The 21,393-nt window shown below is 43.4% G+C and carries 21 protein-coding genes and 2 rRNA genes; 12 read left to right on the plus strand and 11 right to left on the minus strand.

The genetic code is table 11. The annotated features are described in order from the left end of the window. Together J0L83_00005 and rrf are read left to right on the plus strand one after the other, a co-directional pair. A 23S ribosomal RNA gene (locus tag J0L83_00005) occupies window positions 1–386 on the plus strand; the annotation flags it as partial. Between the two features lie 75 nt (window positions 387–461). Next, window positions 462–574 (plus strand): 5S ribosomal RNA (gene rrf, locus J0L83_00010). A 406-nt stretch (window positions 575–980) separates the two neighbouring features. On the opposite strand, the gene J0L83_00015 is transcribed toward rrf, so the two are convergent. The 6 genes from J0L83_00015 to J0L83_00040 are packed head-to-tail and all read right to left on the minus strand — an operon-like array spanning window position 981 to window position 7,280. After that, window positions 981–1,247, minus strand: a complete 267-nt coding sequence (locus tag J0L83_00015; GenBank protein ID MBN8662929.1) for a SemiSWEET transporter — start codon at window positions 1,245–1,247, stop codon at window positions 981–983. A 47-nt stretch (window positions 1,248–1,294) separates the two neighbouring features. Continuing rightward, complete coding sequence (locus tag J0L83_00020) at window positions 1,295–2,110, minus strand: SDR family oxidoreductase (GenBank protein ID MBN8662930.1); 816 nt, start codon at window positions 2,108–2,110, stop codon at window positions 1,295–1,297. A gap of 44 nt (window positions 2,111–2,154) precedes the next feature. Beyond that, complete coding sequence (gene recN, locus J0L83_00025) at window positions 2,155–3,810, minus strand: DNA repair protein RecN (protein ID MBN8662931.1); 1,656 nt, start codon at window positions 3,808–3,810, stop codon at window positions 2,155–2,157. A 44-nt stretch (window positions 3,811–3,854) separates the two neighbouring features. Next, the gene (locus J0L83_00030) at window positions 3,855–5,342 is read right to left on the minus strand and encodes a tetratricopeptide repeat protein (protein MBN8662932.1); all 1,488 of its coding nucleotides are present in this window, start codon (window positions 5,340–5,342) and stop codon (window positions 3,855–3,857) included. Window positions 5,343–5,399: 57 nt separating this feature from the next. After that, window positions 5,400–6,155 (minus strand): hypothetical protein, encoded by a 756-nt coding sequence (locus J0L83_00035; GenBank protein MBN8662933.1) that lies wholly within the window; start codon window positions 6,153–6,155, stop codon window positions 5,400–5,402. 27 nt (window positions 6,156–6,182) lie between these two features. Further along, window positions 6,183–7,280, minus strand: coding sequence for a Nif3-like dinuclear metal center hexameric protein (locus J0L83_00040; protein ID MBN8662934.1), 1,098 nt, complete (start codon window positions 7,278–7,280; stop codon window positions 6,183–6,185). A 42-nt stretch (window positions 7,281–7,322) separates the two neighbouring features. On the opposite strand from J0L83_00040, the gene J0L83_00045 reads away from it, so the two are divergent. Both J0L83_00045 and J0L83_00050 read left to right on the plus strand, forming a co-directional pair. Then, entirely contained in the window at window positions 7,323–8,174 is an 852-nt protein-coding gene (locus J0L83_00045; GenBank protein MBN8662935.1) for an aminotransferase class IV, read from the plus strand. A gap of 39 nt (window positions 8,175–8,213) precedes the next feature. Next, entirely contained in the window at window positions 8,214–9,530 is a 1,317-nt protein-coding gene (locus tag J0L83_00050) for a deoxyribodipyrimidine photo-lyase (protein MBN8662936.1), read from the plus strand. Here the strand turns inward: J0L83_00050 and J0L83_00055 are convergent. Next, window positions 9,517–10,356 carry a 1,4-dihydroxy-6-naphthoate synthase gene (locus J0L83_00055; protein MBN8662937.1) on the minus strand — a complete coding sequence of 280 codons (840 nt, stop codon included), beginning with the start codon at window positions 10,354–10,356 and terminating at the stop codon, window positions 9,517–9,519. The genes J0L83_00050 and J0L83_00055 overlap by 14 nt on opposite strands. Before the next feature lie 10 nt (window positions 10,357–10,366). Continuing rightward, entirely contained in the window at window positions 10,367–11,035 is a 669-nt protein-coding gene (gene mqnB, locus J0L83_00060) for a futalosine hydrolase (GenBank protein MBN8662938.1), read from the minus strand. Between the two features lie 90 nt (window positions 11,036–11,125). Between mqnB and J0L83_00065 the strand changes: the two genes are divergently transcribed. The 5 genes from J0L83_00065 to fabD all read left to right on the plus strand — a co-directional run bounded on the left by J0L83_00065 (window position 11,126) and on the right by fabD (window position 14,491). Beyond that, a complete protein-coding gene (locus J0L83_00065) occupies window positions 11,126–11,536 on the plus strand; it encodes a 6-carboxytetrahydropterin synthase (GenBank protein MBN8662939.1) in 411 nt (136 codons plus the stop codon). A 319-nt stretch (window positions 11,537–11,855) separates the two neighbouring features. After that, window positions 11,856–12,278: a 6-carboxytetrahydropterin synthase gene (locus J0L83_00070; GenBank protein MBN8662940.1), complete on the plus strand. Its 423-nt coding sequence runs from the start codon at window positions 11,856–11,858 to the stop codon at window positions 12,276–12,278. Next, on the plus strand, window positions 12,241–13,005 hold the full coding sequence (folE, locus tag J0L83_00075; protein ID MBN8662941.1) for a GTP cyclohydrolase I FolE: 765 nt from the start codon (window positions 12,241–12,243) through the stop codon (window positions 13,003–13,005). The genes J0L83_00070 and folE overlap by 38 nt, the downstream gene beginning before the upstream one ends. Window positions 13,006–13,071: 66 nt before the next feature. Further along, the gene (locus J0L83_00080) at window positions 13,072–13,569 is read left to right on the plus strand and encodes a TlpA family protein disulfide reductase (GenBank protein MBN8662942.1); all 498 of its coding nucleotides are present in this window, start codon (window positions 13,072–13,074) and stop codon (window positions 13,567–13,569) included. Between the two features lie 40 nt (window positions 13,570–13,609). Beyond that, complete coding sequence (fabD, locus tag J0L83_00085) at window positions 13,610–14,491, plus strand: ACP S-malonyltransferase (GenBank protein MBN8662943.1); 882 nt, start codon at window positions 13,610–13,612, stop codon at window positions 14,489–14,491. Window positions 14,492–14,501: 10 nt separating this feature from the next. On the opposite strand, the gene J0L83_00090 is transcribed toward fabD, so the two are convergent. From J0L83_00090 to J0L83_00100, 3 genes are read right to left on the minus strand one after another with little or no spacing between them, the layout of a single operon-like run. Beyond that, window positions 14,502–14,957: a GNAT family N-acetyltransferase gene (locus J0L83_00090; protein ID MBN8662944.1), complete on the minus strand. Its 456-nt coding sequence runs from the start codon at window positions 14,955–14,957 to the stop codon at window positions 14,502–14,504. A 60-nt stretch (window positions 14,958–15,017) separates the two neighbouring features. Next, window positions 15,018–16,847, minus strand: a complete 1,830-nt coding sequence (locus J0L83_00095) for a serine hydrolase (protein ID MBN8662945.1) — start codon at window positions 16,845–16,847, stop codon at window positions 15,018–15,020. Window positions 16,848–16,899: 52 nt separating this feature from the next. Further along, window positions 16,900–18,117, minus strand: coding sequence for an aminotransferase class I/II-fold pyridoxal phosphate-dependent enzyme (locus J0L83_00100; GenBank protein ID MBN8662946.1), 1,218 nt, complete (start codon window positions 18,115–18,117; stop codon window positions 16,900–16,902). Window positions 18,118–18,179: 62 nt separating this feature from the next. On the opposite strand from J0L83_00100, the gene J0L83_00105 reads away from it, so the two are divergent. The 3 genes from J0L83_00105 to J0L83_00115 all read left to right on the plus strand — a co-directional run bounded on the left by J0L83_00105 (window position 18,180) and on the right by J0L83_00115 (window position 21,307). After that, window positions 18,180–18,668, plus strand: coding sequence for a hypothetical protein (locus tag J0L83_00105; protein MBN8662947.1), 489 nt, complete (start codon window positions 18,180–18,182; stop codon window positions 18,666–18,668). Window positions 18,669–18,716: 48 nt separating this feature from the next. Beyond that, window positions 18,717–20,387 (plus strand): formate--tetrahydrofolate ligase, encoded by a 1,671-nt coding sequence (locus tag J0L83_00110; protein ID MBN8662948.1) that lies wholly within the window; start codon window positions 18,717–18,719, stop codon window positions 20,385–20,387. A 386-nt stretch (window positions 20,388–20,773) separates the two neighbouring features. Next, a complete protein-coding gene (locus J0L83_00115; GenBank protein MBN8662949.1) occupies window positions 20,774–21,307 on the plus strand; it encodes a hypothetical protein in 534 nt (177 codons plus the stop codon). The last annotated feature ends 86 nt before the right edge of the window (window positions 21,308–21,393 follow it).

Consider the following 21,393-nt stretch of genomic DNA (forward strand, 5'->3'; position numbering starts at 1 on the left):
CGATGTCGGTTCGTCACATCCTGGGGCTGGAGAAGGTCCCAAGGGTTCGGCTGTTCGCCGATTAAAGTGGCACGTGAACTGGGTTCAGAACGTCGCAAGACAGTTCGGTCCCTATCTGTGGTGGGCGCTAGTAAATTGAGTGGACATGCTCTTAGTACGAGAGGACCGGAGCGTACGTACCGCTGGTGTATCTGTTGTGCCGCCAGGTGCAATGCAGAGTAGCTATGTACGGCCAGGATAAACGCTGAAAGCATCTAAGCGTGAAACCTTCCACGAGATGAGTTTACTTTTAAGGGTCGTCAAAGACGATGACGTTGATAGGCTATAGATGTAAATGTGGTAACACGTTAGTCGAGTAGTACTAATTACCCGTATGCTTTATTTTTTACTTCGGTTTTTCCGAATAGCTTTTGATGATAGCTTTCCCAATATGACAATATTCGAGCATAGCTCAACCTTCTTATGGTGGTTTTGCCGAGGGTGTTCACCTCTTCCCATTCCGAACAGAGTAGTTAAGTCCCTCATGGCCGATGGTACTTGGTCCTTGACCTGGGAGAGTAGGTAGCCGCCATATTTATTGAAAGCCTCAACTTGTGTTGAGGTTTTTTTTTGCTTATAACTGAGCATTAAAAGGTTTTCTAGAAGCGTATAAAAAGTTATAAGACTTGTGAGAATATCCCGAAGAGTCGGGACAGGGTCCGCCGCCATATTTATTGAAAGCCTTCCCGTACTTACGGGATGGCTTTTTTTTGCCTATAACTGAGCATTGAAGGTTTTCTAGAAGTGTATAAAAAGTTATAAGACTTGTGAGAATATCCCGAAGAGTCGGGACAGGGTCCGCCGACATATTTATTGAAAGCCTTCCCGTACTTACGGGATGGCTTTTTTGCTCGTAACTGATTAATTACAAATTGAAACTACTGTAGAAAATGAAAAAGCCCGTCCGAAGACAGGCTTTTGTAATTTGTATAGGATCGTGACTAGTTCTTAAAAGTGAATTTGAAATAGAGTAAGATCAAACTCAAAAAGAATATCACACCATTGGCAATAATCACCGGCCAAAGCATCAGATAGATACCATAAACCAGCCAAACGATTACGCTGGTAAACACAATCAATAGCATACCCAGACTAAGGTCTTTTACACTCTTAGTTTTCCAAGCCTGCCATACTTGTGGAATGAAAGTGATGGCACTCAGAAAAGCACCGAAATGCCCGATAAAATTGACCCACATTGGAACTTCCATAGTTGTCTAATTAAAAAGGCTGGCAAAGCCAGCCTGAGATGAATGATTTATTTTTCCATTTGTTCAATTACCGCCTGAGTAACACCGGTAAAGCTGAAGCCTCCATCATGGAATAGGTTCTGCATGGTAACCATTCTGGTCATATCGCTGAACATAACCGCACAATAATTGGCGCAATCTTCTGCAGAAGCATTACCCAGCGGACTCATTTTCTCCGCATAATTGATGAAACCATCAAAACCCTTCACGCCGCTACCGGCAGTAGTTCTGGTGGGCGATTGAGAAATGGTATTGATACGTACTTTTTTCTTCACGCCATAGTGGTAACCAAAGCTGCGTGCAATGCTTTCCAGCAAAGCTTTCGCATCAGCCATTTCATTGTAATCAGGAAATACGCGCTGTGCAGCGATATAGGTTAAGGCTACAATACTGCCCCACTCACTCATCGCATCCAGTTCATAAGCTACCTGGCATACACGATGCAAGCTCATGGCTGAAATATCAAATGTCTTATGCTGGAAATCATGGTTCAGTCCGGTGTACATATTGCCCTTGCGGATATTCATACTCATACCCACGCTATGTAATACAAAATCGATGGTGCCACCGAAATGTTCCATGGACTTTTCAAAGAGATTTTTCAGGTCGTCCATATTCGTAACATCTGCACCAATTACCGGTGCATTGCCACAGGCTTCAGCCAATTTATTGATCTCGCCCATACGCAAAGCGATAGGCGCATTGGTTAATACAATCTGTGCGCCTTGCTGGTAGCAGATCTCTGCTGTTTTCCAGGCAATGGACTGATCATTGAGTGCACCGAAAATGATGCCTTTCTTTCCTTTCAAGAGGTTTTGACTCATGGTATTCAATTATGAAACGTAAATGTAAAACTTCAAAACGAGAATCAGTTCATGATCATTTCACGGGCATTGGCCAATGCGGCAGCAGTTGGTTTTTCTCCGCTGAGCATTTGGGCAATGGTGGTAATGCGCTCGTCTTCAGTCAATAAGCGAATATTGGTTTTGATGCGATCGCCCTCAGCGGCTTTGTACACAAAGAAATGGGCATGGGCTTTACCTGCAATCTGCGGCTGATGTGTGATACAGATAATTTGTCTTTTGGCTGCCATCTGCTTCATGATCATGCCTACCTGCTTGGCCGCTTCTCCCGATATGCCTGTATCGATTTCATCGAAGATCATGGTAGGTAAGTCGATATGTGCTGCTACCAATGATTTAATACACAACATCAGCCTGCTTAATTCTCCACCACTCGCCACTTTACGGATGGATTCAAAACGTCCGCTTTTATTTGCATCGAACAAGTATGCAATATTATCTGCCCCGTCTTCCTGTAAATCAGTTGGCGTGATATTCACTTGAATAGCTGCATTGGGCATACCAACCTGATGCAGTCTGGTATTGACTTCTGATACAAAATTCTTTACAACCGACTGACGCTGCTTGGTGAGTTGTTTTGCTAATTCAGTTGCGGCAGCAAGTAATCTTGCAGCTTCTTTTTCTGCAGCGTTGATTTCATCATCAATTGCCAATACTGCTTGCAGTTTATCTGATAAGTTTTGCTGAATATTGAGTAATTCTTCAGTGGTTTGTACCTGGTGTTTCTTCAGCAGCTTATATCCTGCAGCCATACGATCATTGATAACTTGCATACGCTGCTCATCCATGTGTACAGAATCATTGATGGAATCAAGCTCATCAGCGATATCCTGTAATTCAATCTGGCTAGCTTGTAGTCGGCTAATGAGTTCAGGTAATTGCGTATGTAGTTCGCGGTAAGCTTGGAGTTGATGCACGAGTTGTTTGAGTTGCTGTACCAAAGGGGTATCGCTATTGCTCAGCACATTAGTTACCTGACCTAATGCAGTTTTAATATTTTCTGCATTGCTGAGTAATTGCAACTCTTGTTCTATGTTTTCTAGTTCGTTTGGTTGCAGACGTATTTCGTCCAACTCATCAAACAAAAACTGATGATAGTCTTTCTCCTTTTGGAATTGCTGTTGTTGTGCTTTCAAATCAGCTAAATGCTGGCGTGTGTTTTGCAAAGCATGAAAGAGATCGCGGTATTGTTTTAACAAAGCTTGATTACTTGCTAAAGCATCCAAGACTTCTCTTTGAAAATCTGCTTCGCCTAATTCCAGTGTATCAAACTGCTGATGCAGATCAACCAAAAGGCTGGCCAATTGCTTTAGCTGTTGTAAGGTTACCGGCGTATCGTTGATGAAGGCCCTCGTCTTACCATTAGGTGCAATCTCTCTGCGTAAAACCAGTTCTAAGTCCGCATCAATATCCTGTTCTTTCAGAAACAGGTTAACAGCTTCGTTCTGGCTTACTTCAAAAAAACCCTCAATCACACATTTCTTGCTATTATTCAATAACACACTGGTGTCAGCGCGCTCACCCAAAATCAAGCTGAGTGCGCCCATCAGAATACTTTTACCCGCACCGGTTTCGCCGGTGATGATATTGAGGGCAACCGAAAAATCTATCCCCAGTTCCTCTATGATGGCATAATTCTGTATGTGAAGTTTACGAAGCATGTTCTGACAGCAAAATACTGAAAAGCATGGTTGAACTGAATGCTTTAATCATTAGTTTTTTTGCAACGGGCAATACCAGCTTTTGCGCGCTGATCCAATGAATTCTTATAACTATGGCCTTCCATGCTTAAGCATTCCTCATAAGCGCTGATGGCTTTGTCTTTTTGCCCCTTTTTCTCGTATATCATACCGGTTTGCAGGGCCGCTCTAGCTGCAAAATATTCAGGTCTGTTTCTGCCCATATCGATAACCATTCCATAATACTTGATGGCTTGATCATCTTGTTCCAAATCATCGAGAATACGTGCATATCGGTAGATGAATTCCAGTTTCTCCGTTGTGGAGGTAAAATCATTACTGCTTTTGCCGGCCATCAATGCAAGTGCTTCTTTGTGGTAACCACCATCATTCAGTATTCTGGCTTTTAAGAGTAATGGATTGGGCCAAGCTTGTTTTGCTTCTCGTACAGCTTGTTTATCTGCATCACTATCTGTACTGCCCTTACTTAGGACGAGTTGCTTAGTTTGTTCTGCGAGTTGTTGTTTGCCTTGCAAATAATAACACCAGCTCAGTTTGAGTAAAACATCCTTTCGATAAAAATTGCCTTTGAAGTTTGCTAAATATGTTTCAAAGTATTTAGCAGCTTCTGACAGATTGAGTTTGTGTAAATGAATAAAGCCTAATTGGAAATCCCAGATTGATGTAGCGAAGTATTGTGTTGATTTGTCTCTGTTCTGTACAACAGATAGGGCGTAATCATTTCTTTTATGCTGGATTGCAAGATTGGCCGCCATAAAAGTGAAGACTTGCGTATGAACCAGATCCAGATTTTTCGATTGCATAAATTGGAAAGCGGCATCCTTATTATTGCCGATATAGAACTGCAGATAGCAATAAATGAATGCCGCATCGTTCTGCATCAGCTTCTGCCAGAATCCATTCCCATTGGCAAAATTGGATACTCTTTGTAAGCCCTTTTGCAGATTGCCTTTGATGCCAAAGATGCCAGCCAACCATTGGTAACCTTTTGGGATGGTTCCGGCTACAGCCTGCATGCTTCCATACAATAAATCATTAGGTGGAAAGCCCGGGAATTTATCTTCATTCTCTTTCAATAAACGATATGCTTTCCATCCATCAAAACCGGCACTGCGCATGGCGCCGAACCTAACCTGAATAGCTGCTCGCTGCAGATACATGGCTGCTTGTGCTATTCGATGAAAAGCGTGGTTATCCGGACCTTCTTCAATTAGATCCAGCCTTTTGCTGATAAGCGCTTTGTGTTGTTGATAATAGTTAGGATCCTCATTTAGAAATAGGACAAAGAAGTCGGCATAGTTCTCCAGTAAAACTGGGATCAGGTTATCCGGCTTTTCCTGCTTGGCTTTTCTGATTAGTTGTAATCCATTGTTGATTCGCAGCGAAAAAATTTCCTGATAAGCTTGCTGACAGGTGGCATCAAAATCATATACTTTTTCAGCCTTTGTACAAAGACTGATCAGTATGGCTACCACCAGCAAGAGTTTTTTCATCGCCCTAAAATAAGAAAGGGCAACCATTGGTTGCCCTTTAGATGAAATACTTATCAATTATTTTGCTTCTACACTGTCGTTCAGATCGCTGTCAACCAGAATACGACCGCAGTTTTCGCAAACAATAATCTTCTTGTGTAAACGAATTTCGCTCTGACGCTGAGGCGGAATAGAGTTAAAACAACCACCACAAGCATCACGCTCAACAGGTACTACAGCCAAACCATTGCGGTAGCTCTTGCGGATTCTGTCGTAGCTGTACAGCAGACGCTCGTCAATAGCACCACGCGCATTATTGCTCATTTCACCGAAATGCTTTTCTTCTTTCTCGGTGTCAGCAATAATTTTTTCCAGTTCACTCTTCTTGTGGTTGAGTACACCTTCTTTGGTAGCGATGGTTTTCTTAGCGGCTTCCAGCACTTTTACTTTTTCAGCTAGTTCTTCGTTCGCATCACGGATGTGCTTTTCAGCCAGTTTGATTTCCAGCTGCTGCATTTCCATCTCTTTGTTGATGGCTTCGAACTCGCGGTTATTCTTTACATCAGTGCTTTGCTTTTCATACTTCTGCACCAATGCCTCAGATTCCTTGATGGCATTTTTTCTTTCCTCGATATACTGTGTGATACCGTTGATCTCTTCTTCAACACGGGTTAATCTGCTTTGCAGACCCAGCAATTCATCTTCCAGATCTTTTACTTCCAGCGGTAATTCACCTTTGAGAATCTGAAACTCATCCAGTTTGCTGTCAATCTTTTGTAAACGAAGGAGGTTTACCAGTTTTTCCTCAACAGAGAAGTCTTTCACTGTGGCCATAAATTGAGATAGATTTGAATGGATTCCTCAACTGTAGTAATAAACCGGATTGGTTCTTACTCTTGATTGGAGGACGGCAAAGGTAGGGAATTTAGCCTGTAAAATGTACACCAGCAAATCGATTGTATACTGTTCTGATTCCCAATGCCCAATATCTGCCAAAAGCAGCTTGTTTTCCGCATCAAAAAACTCATGGTACTTGATATCAGCCGTTACATAGGCATCCGCACCTGCTGCAATAGCGGCTTTGGTTAGAAAGCTACCGGCGCCCCCACATAAAGCAATGGTTGTCAATGTCTTTTGGGGTATTTGGGTGTGGCGAATGACCTCCAGTCCAAAGCTGGTCTTGAGCATGGATAGAAAGCCTTCCGCCGTCATAGGTTCTGGTAACTGGCCAATCAATCCGCTGCCAACTTCTTGATAATCATTGTTTAAGGGGTAGATATCGTAGGCCACTTCCTCGTAGGGGTGTGCCTGTTTCATGGCAGCGATAATCCTGCCCTCCAACCAAACAGGGTAGATTACTTCCACCTTATTTTCAGGTTCCAAGTGGCGCTTGTCTTGTTCTCCTACAAAGGGATTGGTGCCTTCACCAGCCTTAAAGCTTCCAGTACCAGGGCTTGTAAAACTGCATTCGCTGTACTGACCAATATGGCCGGCGCCTGCTGCAAAAAGGGCCGATTGTACTGCTTCGGTTTGTGCGTGGGGCACAAAAACACTGAGTTTGCGTAACTGCCCGCCCTTTGGTGCGAGAATTTTTCTATTGATCAAGCCCAGCTTATCGGCCATCATGGCATTGACGCCATGGAGCACATTGTCCAGATTGGTATGGATGGCATAAATAGCGATATCATTTTTGATAGCAGCGATCACGGCGCGCTCTACATAGTTCTTACCGTTGATTTTTTTCAAGCCACCAAATACAATGGGGTGGTGGGCAACCACCAGATTGCAGCCTTTTTCTTTTGCTTCCAGCATCACCGCTTCAGTAGCATCCAATGTGCATAACACACCTGTGCAATCCCAGCTTGCATCACCTGTAATCAATCCTACATTGTCGTAAGATTCCTGTAATGCCGGTGGGGCTTGTGCTTCTAATTCGCGAATGAGTTCGGCTATTTTCATGATGGACTCTTGAACGGCTAAATTAGCATCTATCTTTGTGAAATGTCTGCAGGCGCATTTGTTTTCCTTGATGGTCAATTATTGAAGGCTGATAAAGCTAGTGTTTCAGTGAACAACCGCTCTTTTCGTTATGGGGATGGCTGTTTTGAAACGATGAAAGTGGTAAAGGGAAAACTGGTCTTGTCGAAATTCCACATGGAACGATTGTTTACAACATTGCATAGGCTGCAATTTGATCTACCCGGTTATTTTACGGCTGAGTATTTGGAAGATTGGGTGATCAAATTGGTAGAGAAGAACCAACAGCAAAAATTAGCGAGAATTCGCTTGATGGTTTTCCGCGGTGATGGTGGTTTGTATGATCCGGTGAATCATTTTCCGCATTGTTTGATACAGACCTGGAGTTTACAACCGGCTCAGCAAGCCTGGAATGAAAATGGTTTGGTGACCGATATCTATCGAGATGCAGTGAAAGCAGTAGATAGTTTTTCATCGCTTAAACACAACAATTATTTGCCTTATGCTATGGCTGCTTTGTGGGTGAAACAGCAACAATTGAATGAAGCCATTCTGATGAATCCATCAGGCAATCTTGCAGATGCCACCATTCACAATGTATGGATCATGCAGGGCGGTGTATTGAAAACACCAGCTTTATCTGAAGGCGCTGTGGATGGCGTAATGCGTCGTTACCTGTTGGAACAATTTCAACAAGCAGGACTGCCTGTAGAAACCAACAGTATTTCTTTGGAGATGCTGGAACAGGCAGATGGCTTATTCTTCACCAATAGTATCCACGGCATCCGCTGGGCTAGGTCATGTGGCAACACACAATACAGTGTACATCGTTTGCAGGAATTGTTTCAAGATTTTATATCGCCATTGTGGCGATGAACTTTTCCGAAAGGCCATTGTTATCATCAAAAATTTTCCATGCAGGCTGTTAGCATCATTTGGTTTAGAAGGGATCTGCGTTTACACGATAATGCCGCTTTGTACCACGCATTGAAAAGCGGTGCGCCTGTATTGCCCATCTTTATTTTCGATCAACATATTCTAGATAAACTGGAGGACAAAGCCGATCGTCGCGTAGAGTTCATTCATTTGGCTTTGCAGCAGATGCAACAGCAATTGGTGGAAATGGGCAGCACGATGGAAGTGCATTATGGAATACCTGAAAAAGTATTTGCTGACCTGCTTAGCAACTATACCGTTCAAACTGTTTATACCAATCATGATTATGAGCAATACGCCATCGATCGCGATGCACGCATTGCGTCAATGCTCCAAGAAAAAGGTATTGGCTTTCACACATTCAAAGATCATGTGCTGCAAGAGAAAGGCGAGGTATTGAAAGACGATGGCAAACCCTATACGGTCTTCACACCTTATAGCAGAAAATGGCGTGCTTGTCTAACGGAAGACAAGCTGCAGTCTTATCCAACAGAAAAATTGTTCAGTCAATTTCTGAAACAGCCTGCTAAAGCCCTGCCTAGTTTGGCATCCATGGGCTTTCAGGAAATCGGTCAGGCTTTTCCTGCTGCAACACCTGATGAACTGATTATCAAACATTATAGCGAGCAGCGCGATTACCCTGCCATCAACGGCACATCCAGACTAGGTGTGCATTTGCGTTTTGGCACCATCAGTATCCGCGACCTCGCCAAAAATGCCATGCAATTGAACCAGACTTTTTTGAACGAATTGATCTGGCGTGATTTTTACCACATGATCCTTTGGCATTTTCCGCATGTGCGTGTGGGCAAAGCCTTTCGCTCGGAATACGATTTGATTCCTTGGCGCAATGATGAAAAAGACTTTGCAGCATGGTGTGCAGGCAAAACCGGTTATCCCATTGTGGATGCAGGTATGCGTGAGTTGAATGCAACTGGCTTTATGCACAATCGTGTGCGCATGATTGTGGCTTCTTTCTTAACCAAGCATTTACTGATAGATTGGCGATTGGGTGAAGCCTATTTTGCTGCTAAGCTGCTCGATTTTGATTATGCTGCGAATAATGGTGGCTGGCAATGGGCCGCAGGTTCTGGTTGCGATGCAGCACCTTATTTCCGAGTGTTCAATCCTAGTTTGCAGACAGAAAAATTCGATAAGCAACTCAAGTATACCCAACACTGGGTACCTGAGCTCAATACATTTAACTATCCCAAGCCCATTGTGCCACATGATGCAGCTAGAAAACGTGCATTGGAAGTCTATGGCTCAGTACTGAAAAGCGTTAAAGCTTCGTAAGAAAAACATCATTCGAAAGTGTATTCGCAGGATGTTGTTGCTGATATACTTGTAATAAGGTTTGCACAGCTGCTTGTCCCTTTGCACCAAGCGAACGCGAATAATCGTTTACATACAGATCAATGTGCTGGCGCATCACCGCGGGTTCCATTTCTTGGGCGTGACAAACAACATAATCTGCTAGAGCAGCATAGTGATGTTTGTACGCATAATCAACACTTGCAGTAATCAATGCATCCAAATCTTTCGCGATTGTTGTGTCAATGTCTTTACGCACTACAATCCCACCCAATGGTATTGGTGAACCCGTTACCTGCTCCCAATGATCACCTAAATCCATCACTTTATACAAGCCTTTCTGCGCGTAAGTGAATCTGTTTTCATGAATGATCACACCGGCCTCTACTTCACCATTTAATACAGCAGATTCAATTTCATGAAAGACTTTGAATACTTTGTTTCCTGCATTGGGATAAGCCAATGAAAACAGTAAGTGTGCTGTAGTGTTTTGTCCCGGTATAGCAATACACATCTCATTGATTGCTTCCGGAGCAGTAGGTTTTTTGGTAATCAATAATGGCCCAACTCCTTTACCCAGCGCACCACCTGCATTGAGTAATTGATAGCGCTCAGTAATCAAAGGCAAAACACCGTAACTGATTTTAGATATGGCCAACTTGCCCTGTAATGCCCATTCGTTCAGGGTTTGTACATCTTCCAACACTACATCAAACTGATAAGCACCGGTATCAATTTTGCCGTTTACCAATGCATCAAAGATGAAAGTGTCATTCGGGCAGGGGGAGAAGCCAAGGGTCAATCGCACAGTATCAAGTTTATGGTAAGTCGTACAGTTTTTCCAACAACTGCAGAATGGTTTGGTTGAGTGTTGCAATGGATTCGCCAATCAGCCATTTGCTTTTATCTCTTTCACCGATATAATTAGAGATTGCACGCAACTGCAGAAATGGTGTTTTTGTTTCGCGGCACACATAATGCAATGCTGCGCCTTCCATGCTTTCGATAACCGGTGCATATTTTTTCTGAAGCCGCGTAATCTCATCAGCGCCAGTGGTGATGCGGTTAATGGTGATGGCATCTACTTCAGGCAATTGCAATAGGTTGTATTGTTTGAGCCAGGGATTGGGCAGTTTTCTCTTTTCATAGGGATGATAGCTGCTCTTTTCCAGTTTCAGATCGAAGATGTCTTTCCATTTTCCATCTTCCAGAACACCGGTATCACCTAATTGCTCATTGTTCACCACCACAACTGTGCCCAATGGCAAGTTGCTATCAAAACAGCCTGCAATACCCACCTGTATCACCAGATCAGGCTTTTCTGTGAGTATGGCCTGGGTGAGCGATACTGCACTTGCCAGCATGCCTACACCGCTTTGGTGAAAAACCGGCTTAAAGCGGATGCTGTTTTCGGCCAAACGTTTATCCAGTTCGGCAAAAGCGGGCATCCATTCGCCCGTAGTGGCTGCAGTAATGATGATTCGCATGGGGCACAAATGTCGGCAATATCGCCCGAAGGGCAAACCTGCTAAATAGCAGGTCTTTTCCTACTTTTGCGCAAAATCTGAGGAGCTGAGATGTTGTATTTAACGCGACTGGAGCATTTTAACGCCGCCCATAAACTTTATAACCCCAACTGGACCAAGGAGAAGAACGAAGAAGTATTCGGGGTTTGTGCCAATGAAAACTGGCATGGGCACAATTTTGAATTATACGTAACGGTGAAGGGCCATCCTGATCCGGATACGGGTTTCCTCATGGACGTAAAAAAGCTCAGTAAGCTCATTCAGGAACATGTGATCAAAAAGTTGGATCATAAAAACCTCAATCTGGACGTGGATTTCATGCGCGGTAAAATGTGCAGCACTGAAAATCTGGTGCTGGGCATTTGGAACGAGTTACGACCCCATTTACCCGCTGCTGTTACCCTGCATTGCATCAAACTCTATGAAACACCCCGCATTTACGTGGAATACTTCGGGGAGTAATTGTGACAGTATTGTCTGCTAATCTGCCGTTTTTGTTAAACGTTTAACTTCTTGCCAAAAGATTTTAAACAAAAACAAATCCATTTCGTTAATTTCATCGTATGTAGCTTTGAATGACCATCATGGTATGGTATTCGATGCTGATACCGAATCAAGCTCTGTTACCGATTATTCGCTCTCATGATGCCGGGCCACTTGAGCAACTCACTTTTGCCGCAGTGCCAGGCAGTCGGATAACTGAACCACTTGACGTATTAATAAGTAAATAAACATCCTTTTTGTCTGGACCATGTTCAGGCAGGCCGGATTGTCTGAACAAATGAACTTGGAACGTAAAAAAGTTGCTGTTTTCAGGAAAGAGCATTTCAATGCAGCCCACCGTCTGCACAATCCCAACTGGGATGATGCAACCAACACGGCTGTATTTGGCAAATGCAATAACCCCAATTACCATGGGCATAATTATGAGCTGATCGTGCAGGTAACCGGTTACCCCGATACGCTGACAGGTTATGTGATGGATATGAAGGTTTTGAGTGATCTGATCTGGGAACACGCATTGAATTTATTCGATCACAAAAACTTGAACGAAGACACAACCGCATTCAAACACCTTAACCCTACAGCAGAAAATATTGCTGTGGTGATCTACGACCTGCTGAGACCGCAAATTGACGCAGCACTGGATCTCAAAATCAGATTATATGAAACCGAAAGAAACTTTGTTGAATACCCAGCATAACGGTAACGGTCATCACAATGGTCACCACAACGGGCATCATCATGGTCCTACTTATGTAGAACTGAGTGATGTAACCATTGATGAAATTGGTGAAAACCACGTGAGTACTTCTTACGATACACCTTTGCGTGCAGATGCATTTGAGCTGAGCGATGCAGATAAGATTGCACAGATTGAACAGCATTTCAGAAGCATCATGGAGATCATGGGTTTGGATCTGACTGATGATAGCCTGAAAGGCACACCCAAGCGTGTTGCTAAAATGTATGTACAGGAAATCTTCAGCGGCTTGAATCCTGCGAATAAGCCATCGGTTACTTTGTTTGAAAACAAATACAAGTACAACCAGATGCTGGTAGAGAAAGACATTTCTTTCCATAGCAATTGCGAACACCATTTTGTGCCCATTTTTGGTAAAGCCCATGTTGCTTATATCAGCAGCGGACAAGTGATTGGTTTGAGCAAACTGAACAGACTGGTGCAATATTTTGCCAAGCGTCCACAAGTGCAGGAAAGACTCACTATGCAGATTGGTAAGGAATTGCAGCGCGCATTGAATACAGAAGATGTAGCAGTAGTATTGGATGCCAAGCATATGTGTGTTGCCAGTCGTGGCGTGAATGATGTAACGTCTTCAACTATCACTGCCTTCTATGGCGGTAAATTCAAGGAAGAAAAAACAAAGTCAGAATTCCTGAAATACCTGGAGTTGAAAACTGAATTTTAAATTGATTATAACCAATAGTAATAACCCCGAATTTTCGGGGTTATTTTTTTCAGGAAATTAGTTGATATGAAAAACTACCTGATGGCCATTTGCTGCATGCTTTCATTAAGCGCAGCAGCCCAATACCAAGTAGGGGATACCATTCCCGCCTTTTCCATGAAATCCATTGAAGGGCATCAGATTGAAAGTAGCTGGCTAAAAGGCCATCCCATGGTGATTGATTTTTGGGCTTCCTGGTGTTTTCCTTGTAAGATCAAGATGCCTTTTTTAGCAGAAACAGTTAGGCCGTATATGGATAAGGGTCTCTTGGTAGTAACAATAGCCACAAACGACAAAGATGCTGATTGGCGTAAATCCGTCGATAAGCTAAACATTGAGGACTTCATGAATCTATTTGATACAGATCGTTCTAAGCCAGAAGGATCATTGCTAATTAAAATGGGTTATAACGCATTACCAACAACACTCTTGGTGGGTGCCGATGGAAAGATTCTGTTGGTGAATCCAAGGCCATCAATGCTGTCAGCTACCCTGCAGAAGATGTTTTCTCAAAAAAAGGGCTGATTTTCTTTTTCCGCTACATTTACGCCCTAAACCATTTTTCATGAGTAAACACGCTTTTGTTTTTCCCGGACAGGGCGCGCAATTTCCCGGCATGGGTCAGAGCCTGTATGAAAATTATCCGCAGGCCAAAGAGTTGTTTGAACAAGCCAATGAAGTATTGGGTTTTCGCATCAGTGATGTGATGTTCTATGGAACAGAAGCGGAGTTGAAGCAAACCAATGTTACCCAGCCTGCAGTATTCCTGCATTCGGTGATTGCTTATAAATGTCTGGTGAAAGAAAAGCCTGATATGGTTGCCGGTCATTCACTCGGTGAGTTTTCTGCACTCGTAGCAAACGAATGTTTGGAGTTTGCTGATGCGTTGAAGTTGGTGAGTGCACGTGCCAATGCCATGCAGCATGCTTGCGAAACAGATCCCGGTACCATGGCGGCCATCATCGGTTTGGAAGATGAAGTGATTGAACGTATTTGTTCAGAGATTGATGAAGAAGTAGTGCCTGCGAATTATAACTGTCCCGGCCAGTTGGTGATTAGTGGTTCTTTAGAAGGGATCAATATAGCCTGTGAAAAATTAAAAGCTGCAGGCGCCAAGCGTGCATTGCCCTTGCCTGTTGGTGGCGCATTTCACAGTCCGCTCATGATCCACGCAGAAGAAGAATTGATTGCAGCTATTGAACATACCGTTTTCCATAAGCCTATTTGCCCCATTTATCAGAATGTGGTGGTATGGCCTGTGAGTCGTGTTGCTGATATTAAAGTAAACTTGATGCACCAATTAACCGGTGCAGTAAAATGGAGTCAGAACGTAAGAGCCATGGTGGCTAATGACGCAACGCATTTTACAGAAGTGGGTCCGGGTAAAGTATTACAGGGACTCATCGCTAAGATTGCGAAAGACGTTACCATTGATGGCTTAAGCTAAGCCTCGAAATTTATACCATGATGCTGCAGTTCACCCACTCGGGATCGAATGCAGCATCATATTTTTTATAGAATTTGATCGCAGGTTCGTTCCACTCCAATACCTGCCACACAATACCATTCAGTTTTCTTTCCTTGGCTTCCTCAATTAACTGATCAAACAACAGTTTACCCAAACCTTTGCCGCGCATGCTTTCTGTAACGAGGATGTCTTCGAGATACATTCTTTGTCCCTTCCAGGTGCTGTAACGAATATAGTACAGCGCAAATCCTTGCACTTTGCCATCTACTTCCGCTACAAAGGCCCACCAAACCGGATTGGCACCAAAACCACTTTCTACAAAATGTTCCAGTGTAACGGTAACTTCCTGTAGTGCTTTTTCATATTCAGCTAGTTCTTGTACCAGCTCTAATAGTCTTGGACAATCAGCTGCAACAGCTTTTCTGATTTGGATGGAGTGTGACATGGACCAAAAATAAAACATCCTGCAGTTTGTGCAGGATGTTTATACAAGTGGGTTGCTCACTTATTTTTTCTTCACGGCTTTGAAATTGCCATTGGGTTGTTTGAAAGTGAGTGATAGTGCTTCACCCTTCTCGTTTACTTCAAACAAAACACTATAGCCTGCCGCTACTTTCAAATCAAACTGGTGATTACCGGAGGGCACCAATTCATAATCGGGCTGGCCCGGAACCAGTACAAACAAGGTCTTTTCGTTTTGAATATAGGTTTTAACTGTTGCACCGGCCAGTTCAAACTCGCCTACATAACGCTTCAGTTCAGCTCCGGTTAATGGCTTCATACGGTTGCTGCGTTTGTACACAATGGGATGATCCAACGCCGGTTCTAAACCATGAATAGCTACAGATTCAATATCGCCGGTAATGCTGGTGGTGAATTGAAAACGCATCGGACTTTTGTCAGCGGTATCAATACCTTCTTTGGTTTCCAACGGCATGAAAATATCATAGTGTACTTGCTGCAACCACCATTTTTGTTGTTGCAGTTGCGCAAAGAGTGAATCGCCCTTGGCAACTACTTCAAATTTACCATACGCATCATTCTTGTACACGCCATCATAATCAGCTAACGCATGTGAAGGTTTGGTGCCTTGATGTGTATTGGCACTTGCTGATTTGGCTGCTTCTTTCGCAGCGGCTTTGGCCTTGGCATCTGCTTTGTTTCTGTCTTCATTCCAATCGAAGAAAGGCAGACCCAGCATTCTGTCTGCAATCAAATTGCGTACAATACTGGTAACAGCAGAACCATTTTGGTTCACCAATACCACAATGCCGATACTGTCTGTAGGGAAGAAGCAGGTGCTGGCACTAAAGCCATCAATATTACCACCATGTTCAACACGATAGTGTCCTTTATAGGATGCTAAAAACCAACCGAAACCATAATTGCTGAAATGGATATCCGGTCTTTCAGTAGTGGGTGTGCCCGGTGCAATAATCATCTGAGAAGACATGGCTTGTGCATGATAAGCAGGTGGGATGATCTGTACGGTATCTAACTTACCACCATTGATCCACACACGTAACCACTGCGTCATATCCAGTACCGTACTGTTGATACTGCCTGCAGGGCCCATGCCATCAATATCGTAATAGGGTAATGGGTGAATGATGCTGTCTTTCTTTACACCATAACCAATAGCAGGCTCAGTGTACTTGGCCAATTGCTTTACAGAGAAATTACTCTGTTTCATACCCAGCGGGTTCAGGATTTTCTCCTGTACATTCTGCTCCCACTTTTTACCGGTGAGTTTTTCTGCAACCACACCTTGTAATAAGAACATGAAATTATTGTACTGCCAGCGCGTACGCAATGGCGCACTGGGTTCCATGTATTGAATGCGTTTTACCAAATTCTCCCTCGTATCCGGATCAATATACCAAGACAAATCATGTCTGGGTAAACCCGTGCGGTGGCTCATCATATCACGCAGGGTGATCTGATTGGTCATGCCATCATTGTAAAACTTCAGGTCGGGCAGATAAGTGGTTACGGGTTTATCAAAATCAATCGACTTATCCTTTTGCAGAATACCCAAAACAGCTGAAGTAAATGCTTTGGTACAAGAGCCAATGGCAAACTGTGTATTGGGTGTTACCAGCAGTTTGTTCGCATAATCGCGATAGCCAAAACCTTTGGCATAAACCATTTTGTTTTTTTCCACCACGGCAACGGCAACGCCGGCTGCGTGTTGGTCTTTCAATACTTTATTGATTTGTGCTTCCAGTCCGGCAAAACGCTTGTCTTCGCCGTCGTTAGCAGCTTTTGTTTTGGCTTTTTGTGCAAATGTGCTCGCGCTTAGGAGCAGCAGCAGGCAGAACAGTGTTTGTTTCATATCTGTTGATTTCAATGCTATTGGTTGCAGCTGCCCGTATTTTATTACAGCATCAGCTGAGTGCTTGTTCCAGATCGCTAAGAATATCTGCAATGTTCTCAATACCCACACTCATGCGGATGAGTCCGTCTGTAATACCAAAGCGGATTCTTTCCTCACGCGGCACACTGTAATGCGTCATAGAAGCAGGGTGAGAGATCAGTGTATCCACTGTTCCTAATGATACGGCCCGCACACACATTTGCAGTTTATTGATGAATTGCTTGCCTGCTTCCAATCCGCCTTTTAATTCAAAACTCAACATGGGACCGGGATGGCGCATCTGTTTCATAGCCGTATGGTAATCCGGATGCGAAGGCAGGCCTACATAGTTTACATGTTCAATATTGGGATGTTGTTCCAGATAGCTGGCAACTTCCATTGCATTGTGGCAATGGCGGTCCATCCGCACTTCCAAAGTCTTCATACCACTAATCAGCAGATATGCATCAAAGGGATTGGCATTACCGCCTAAGAGTGCATGCCATTTCCATGCTTTGGTTTTCATGAATTGAATATCTCTGCCTAACAAGACACCACCAATGGCCGTGCCATGTCCATTCAGAAACTTAGTTGTGGAGTGAAATACAAAGTCCACATCATAACGGAAGGGCTGTTGCAGATAAGGCGTGGCGAATGTATTGTCAACCGTTACAATCTTGCCGTACTGTTTAGCGATCTTAGCTGTAACCTCAATATCAATACACTGAATCGTTGGGTTAGCCGGTGTTTCAATATGCACCAGTTTGATTTCCGGATGGGCTTTCAATTCCGCTTCCAGCGTTGCTGCGTTGCGAAGGTCTGCGATATAGATGGTGATCCCATTTTGTCCAAGCACTTTGTGCATGAGTTCATAGGTGCCGCCATACAAAGAGTAATGCGATAATACCGCATCACCTGCTTGCAGGTTGCTTAAGAACATGGTGGCCATAGCCGCTTGTCCGCTCGCGTGTAAAAGTGCTTTCAGTTCCAGCGGACTACCATCAGCATTGGTTAAGCCAAATGCTTCCAGTGCAGCAATGGTTTGTTCTGCTGCTTTGAAAGTTGGGTTGCTCCAACGGCTATAGATAAATTCCTTATCAGTACTTTCAAAACGCTCCATGCCCTGATCTGCTGTGTCGAACACAAATGTGGATGTGGCATAGATAGGCGTGATATGCGAATAGTTATGTTCATCTGTGGCAGAATGCATGGCTGTAGAACTGATTCCGCTGAATTGTTTACCGGACATGTGCAAAAATTATCGGTTTGAAAAAGGCTATTGTACTAACTTAACAAAGCTAACAGAAAACCATGAAGGAACTGATTCAATCCCTCGCCGCTTATAATATTTGGGCCAATCGTCAATTATTTGATGCTGCATTGCAGTTAGACCCCGCATTGCATGAACAAACTGTGCCCAGTAGTTTCCCCACACTCAAAGCAACTTTCATGCATATGTGGGATGCAGAAAGCGGCTGGTGGCAAAGATTGCAGAACCATGAACATATTGTGATACCCAGCAAAACCTTTCACCCGCATTTGAAAGATGTGGCCAATGGTTTGTTGGGACAAAACCAGATATGGCAGGATTGGACACACGGCATTACCGAAGAAAGTCTGCATACCCGCTTCAGTTATACCAATACCAAGGGTGCACATTTTGAGCAGCCTGTTTGGCAAATGGCCCTGCATTTGTTTAATCATGGTACCTATCACCGCGGACAGGTGGTGACTATCTTAAGACATCTTGGTTTAACCAGTATTCCATCTACCGACTTCATTATCTGGAGCCGTTCTTAGCCTGATGATTGTCATGTTTTTTGCTGCTACTGCTGCTTAAGTTGCAGTATGCTTACAGATATTGAAATCGCACAGTCGGCACCCATTCGTCATATCCGCGATATTGCCGCAGCCATTGGTATTGATAAAGAAGATTTGGAATACTATGGCAAGTTTAAAGCCAAATTGCCGCTGACATTAATTGATGAAGCCAAAATCAAACAGCATCATTTGGTATTGGTAACAGCCATTACACCCACACCGGCGGGTGAGGGTAAAACAACGGTCTCTGTTGGTTTAACAGACGGACTCAACCGCATTGGTAAACAAGCCATGGCGGTGCTGCGCGAACCATCGCTGGGGCCAGTGTTTGGGATGAAGGGTGGAGCAGCAGGTGGTGGTTATTCGCAGTTGATACCGATGGAAGACATCAACCTGCATTTCACCGGCGATTTTGCTGCGATTGAGAAAGCCAACAATTTATTGGCTGCATTGATTGATAATAATCTCCAGAATAAGAAAAACAGTTTGCATATTGATCCGCGCACCATTGTGTGGAAGCGGGTGATGGATTTGAATGATCGTGCATTGCGCCATATCATTATTGGTTTGGGTGGCACAGCCGATGGTATGCCACGTGAAGATGGTTTCAACATTACGCCTGCATCAGAGATCATGGCGATACTCTGTTTGTGTACCGGTATGGATGATTTGAAAAGAAGACTCGGTAATATTTATATCGGCAGTACCATGGATGGCAAACCTGTGTTTGCGCGCGACCTGCATGCGGTTGGTGCGATGGCGATTCTGTTGAAAGATGCGATTAAGCCCAATTTGGTACAAACGCTGGAAGGTAATCCGGCCTTATTGCATGGCGGTCCCTTTGCAAGTATTGCACAGGGCACCAATTCTGTACTCGCAACAAAAATGGGTTTGTCATTGAGTGAATATGTAGTTACCGAAGCAGGCTTTGCAGCCGATCTAGGTGCAGAGAAATTTTTTGACATCAAATGTGTATCGAGCGGATTAAAACCTGCAGCGGCAGTTGTTGTAGCTACCATTCGTGCATTGAGACACCACGGCGGTGCGAAGAAAGATGCATATGCCATAGCTGATACAGAAAAAGTAAAAGCCGGTTTGGCCAATCTGGAAAAACATTTGGAAAATATCCGTCAGTTTGGTGTGCCGCCGGTGGTGGCGATCAATGCATTCCCGGGTGATACAGAAGCAGAAATCAAATTGGTGCAGGATTGCTGTGCCAAGCATGGTGCAAGAGCCATTGTGTGTACCGGTTTTGCAGAAGGTGGTAAAGGCATGGAGGCATTGGCGAAAGCTGTGGTGCAATTGGTGGAAAATAGCACCGGTGATTTCTCGCCCTTGTATCAATGGACTGATACGATTGAAAACAAGATACACAGCATTGCCACCAAGATTTACGGTGCCAAAGGCGTGGAATATTCTGTAAAAGCTAAAACGCATTTAAAGCATATTCAATCATTGGGTTTCGACCAGATGCCTGTCTGCATGGCAAAAACGCCCAAGAGTTTGTCTGACGATGAAAGAAAAATTGGCAGACCGGATAATTTTGTGGTAACCGTACGCGAATTTGAATTCGCCAGTGGTGCAGGCTTTGTGATACCCATTCTGGGTGATATGATGCGTATGCCTGGCTTACCCAATCTACCTGCCGCAGAGGGTATGGACATTGATGCAGATGGGGTGATTACAGGGTTGAGTTAGGGGTTAGTAGTTACTAGTTAGAGGTTAGTGGTTAGCCTGCCTAAACTATGCTGAAGCTTTGTTTAGCAGGCCACCGAAGCTTTAGCGTAGGAGGGTGGTTAGTAGTTTATGGGCCACTCAACAATTGACAATATTCAATTGACAATCGTCAATAATCATAGGCAACTATCAACCAGAAACTATCAGCCATTAACTATATGTCGATAGCCGGCAAGTATAAATACCTAGGCTGTATTCTTTTTTAAGCGAATGTTTTGGTGTATTTTAAGTGTATATGCATCAATATGAGAATTGCTAAGTCGCTTTCCTGTATGTGCTTGCTAGCAATAATTTGCTTTAGCTGTAACAAGCATAAGTCAAGATTGCCTTCGGTTTTATTTGACTCCTTGACCAATCAAGTTGTTTTTGTGACGGATAGTTCATGGAAGCAAACGGATGATTATATGTTGAATAAGTCAAGGCTGATCTTTTTAAATCGCGATATATACGCTATGGGTAAAGACTCATTTTTACTGAGGCTATTTATTGATGAGTCCAGAAGAGTTGAGAAACGTATCATTGAAATCAACTGCGATATGCACAATTGCTTTGGGAAGGAATTTGTTTTCAATGAATTTTATGATGGTAAAACGTATTTGCGACAAAATATTAAAGAATACAATCTTGCTGCAGATGACTGGAAACTATTTTTTGATTCACTGCTTGTAAATAAGTTATTGACTTTGCCTAATAATACTGAAAACAATAATTGTTTTAATAGGTCAAAAGATGGGGCTACTTACTCTATTCAACTCTTGAATTATTCTGGAGAAAGATTCTATACTTATGAAAATCCAGAGTATTTTGACAGTTCCTGTGTTTCCGGATTGTATTTCAATAAGCTAGTCAAGCATATAAAGACTTTGCAAATTAAAAAGTAGGCAGGCTATGGACTTTATTCTGCTAAGAACTCGTATGCTATTACTTACCTCTTTCAGATGGAATTGTACATGTTTGAGATTAGTAT

Source organism: Chitinophagales bacterium (assembly GCA_017303835.1).
In the GTDB taxonomy this organism is placed as follows: domain Bacteria; phylum Bacteroidota; class Bacteroidia; order Chitinophagales; family Chitinophagaceae; genus JAFLBI01.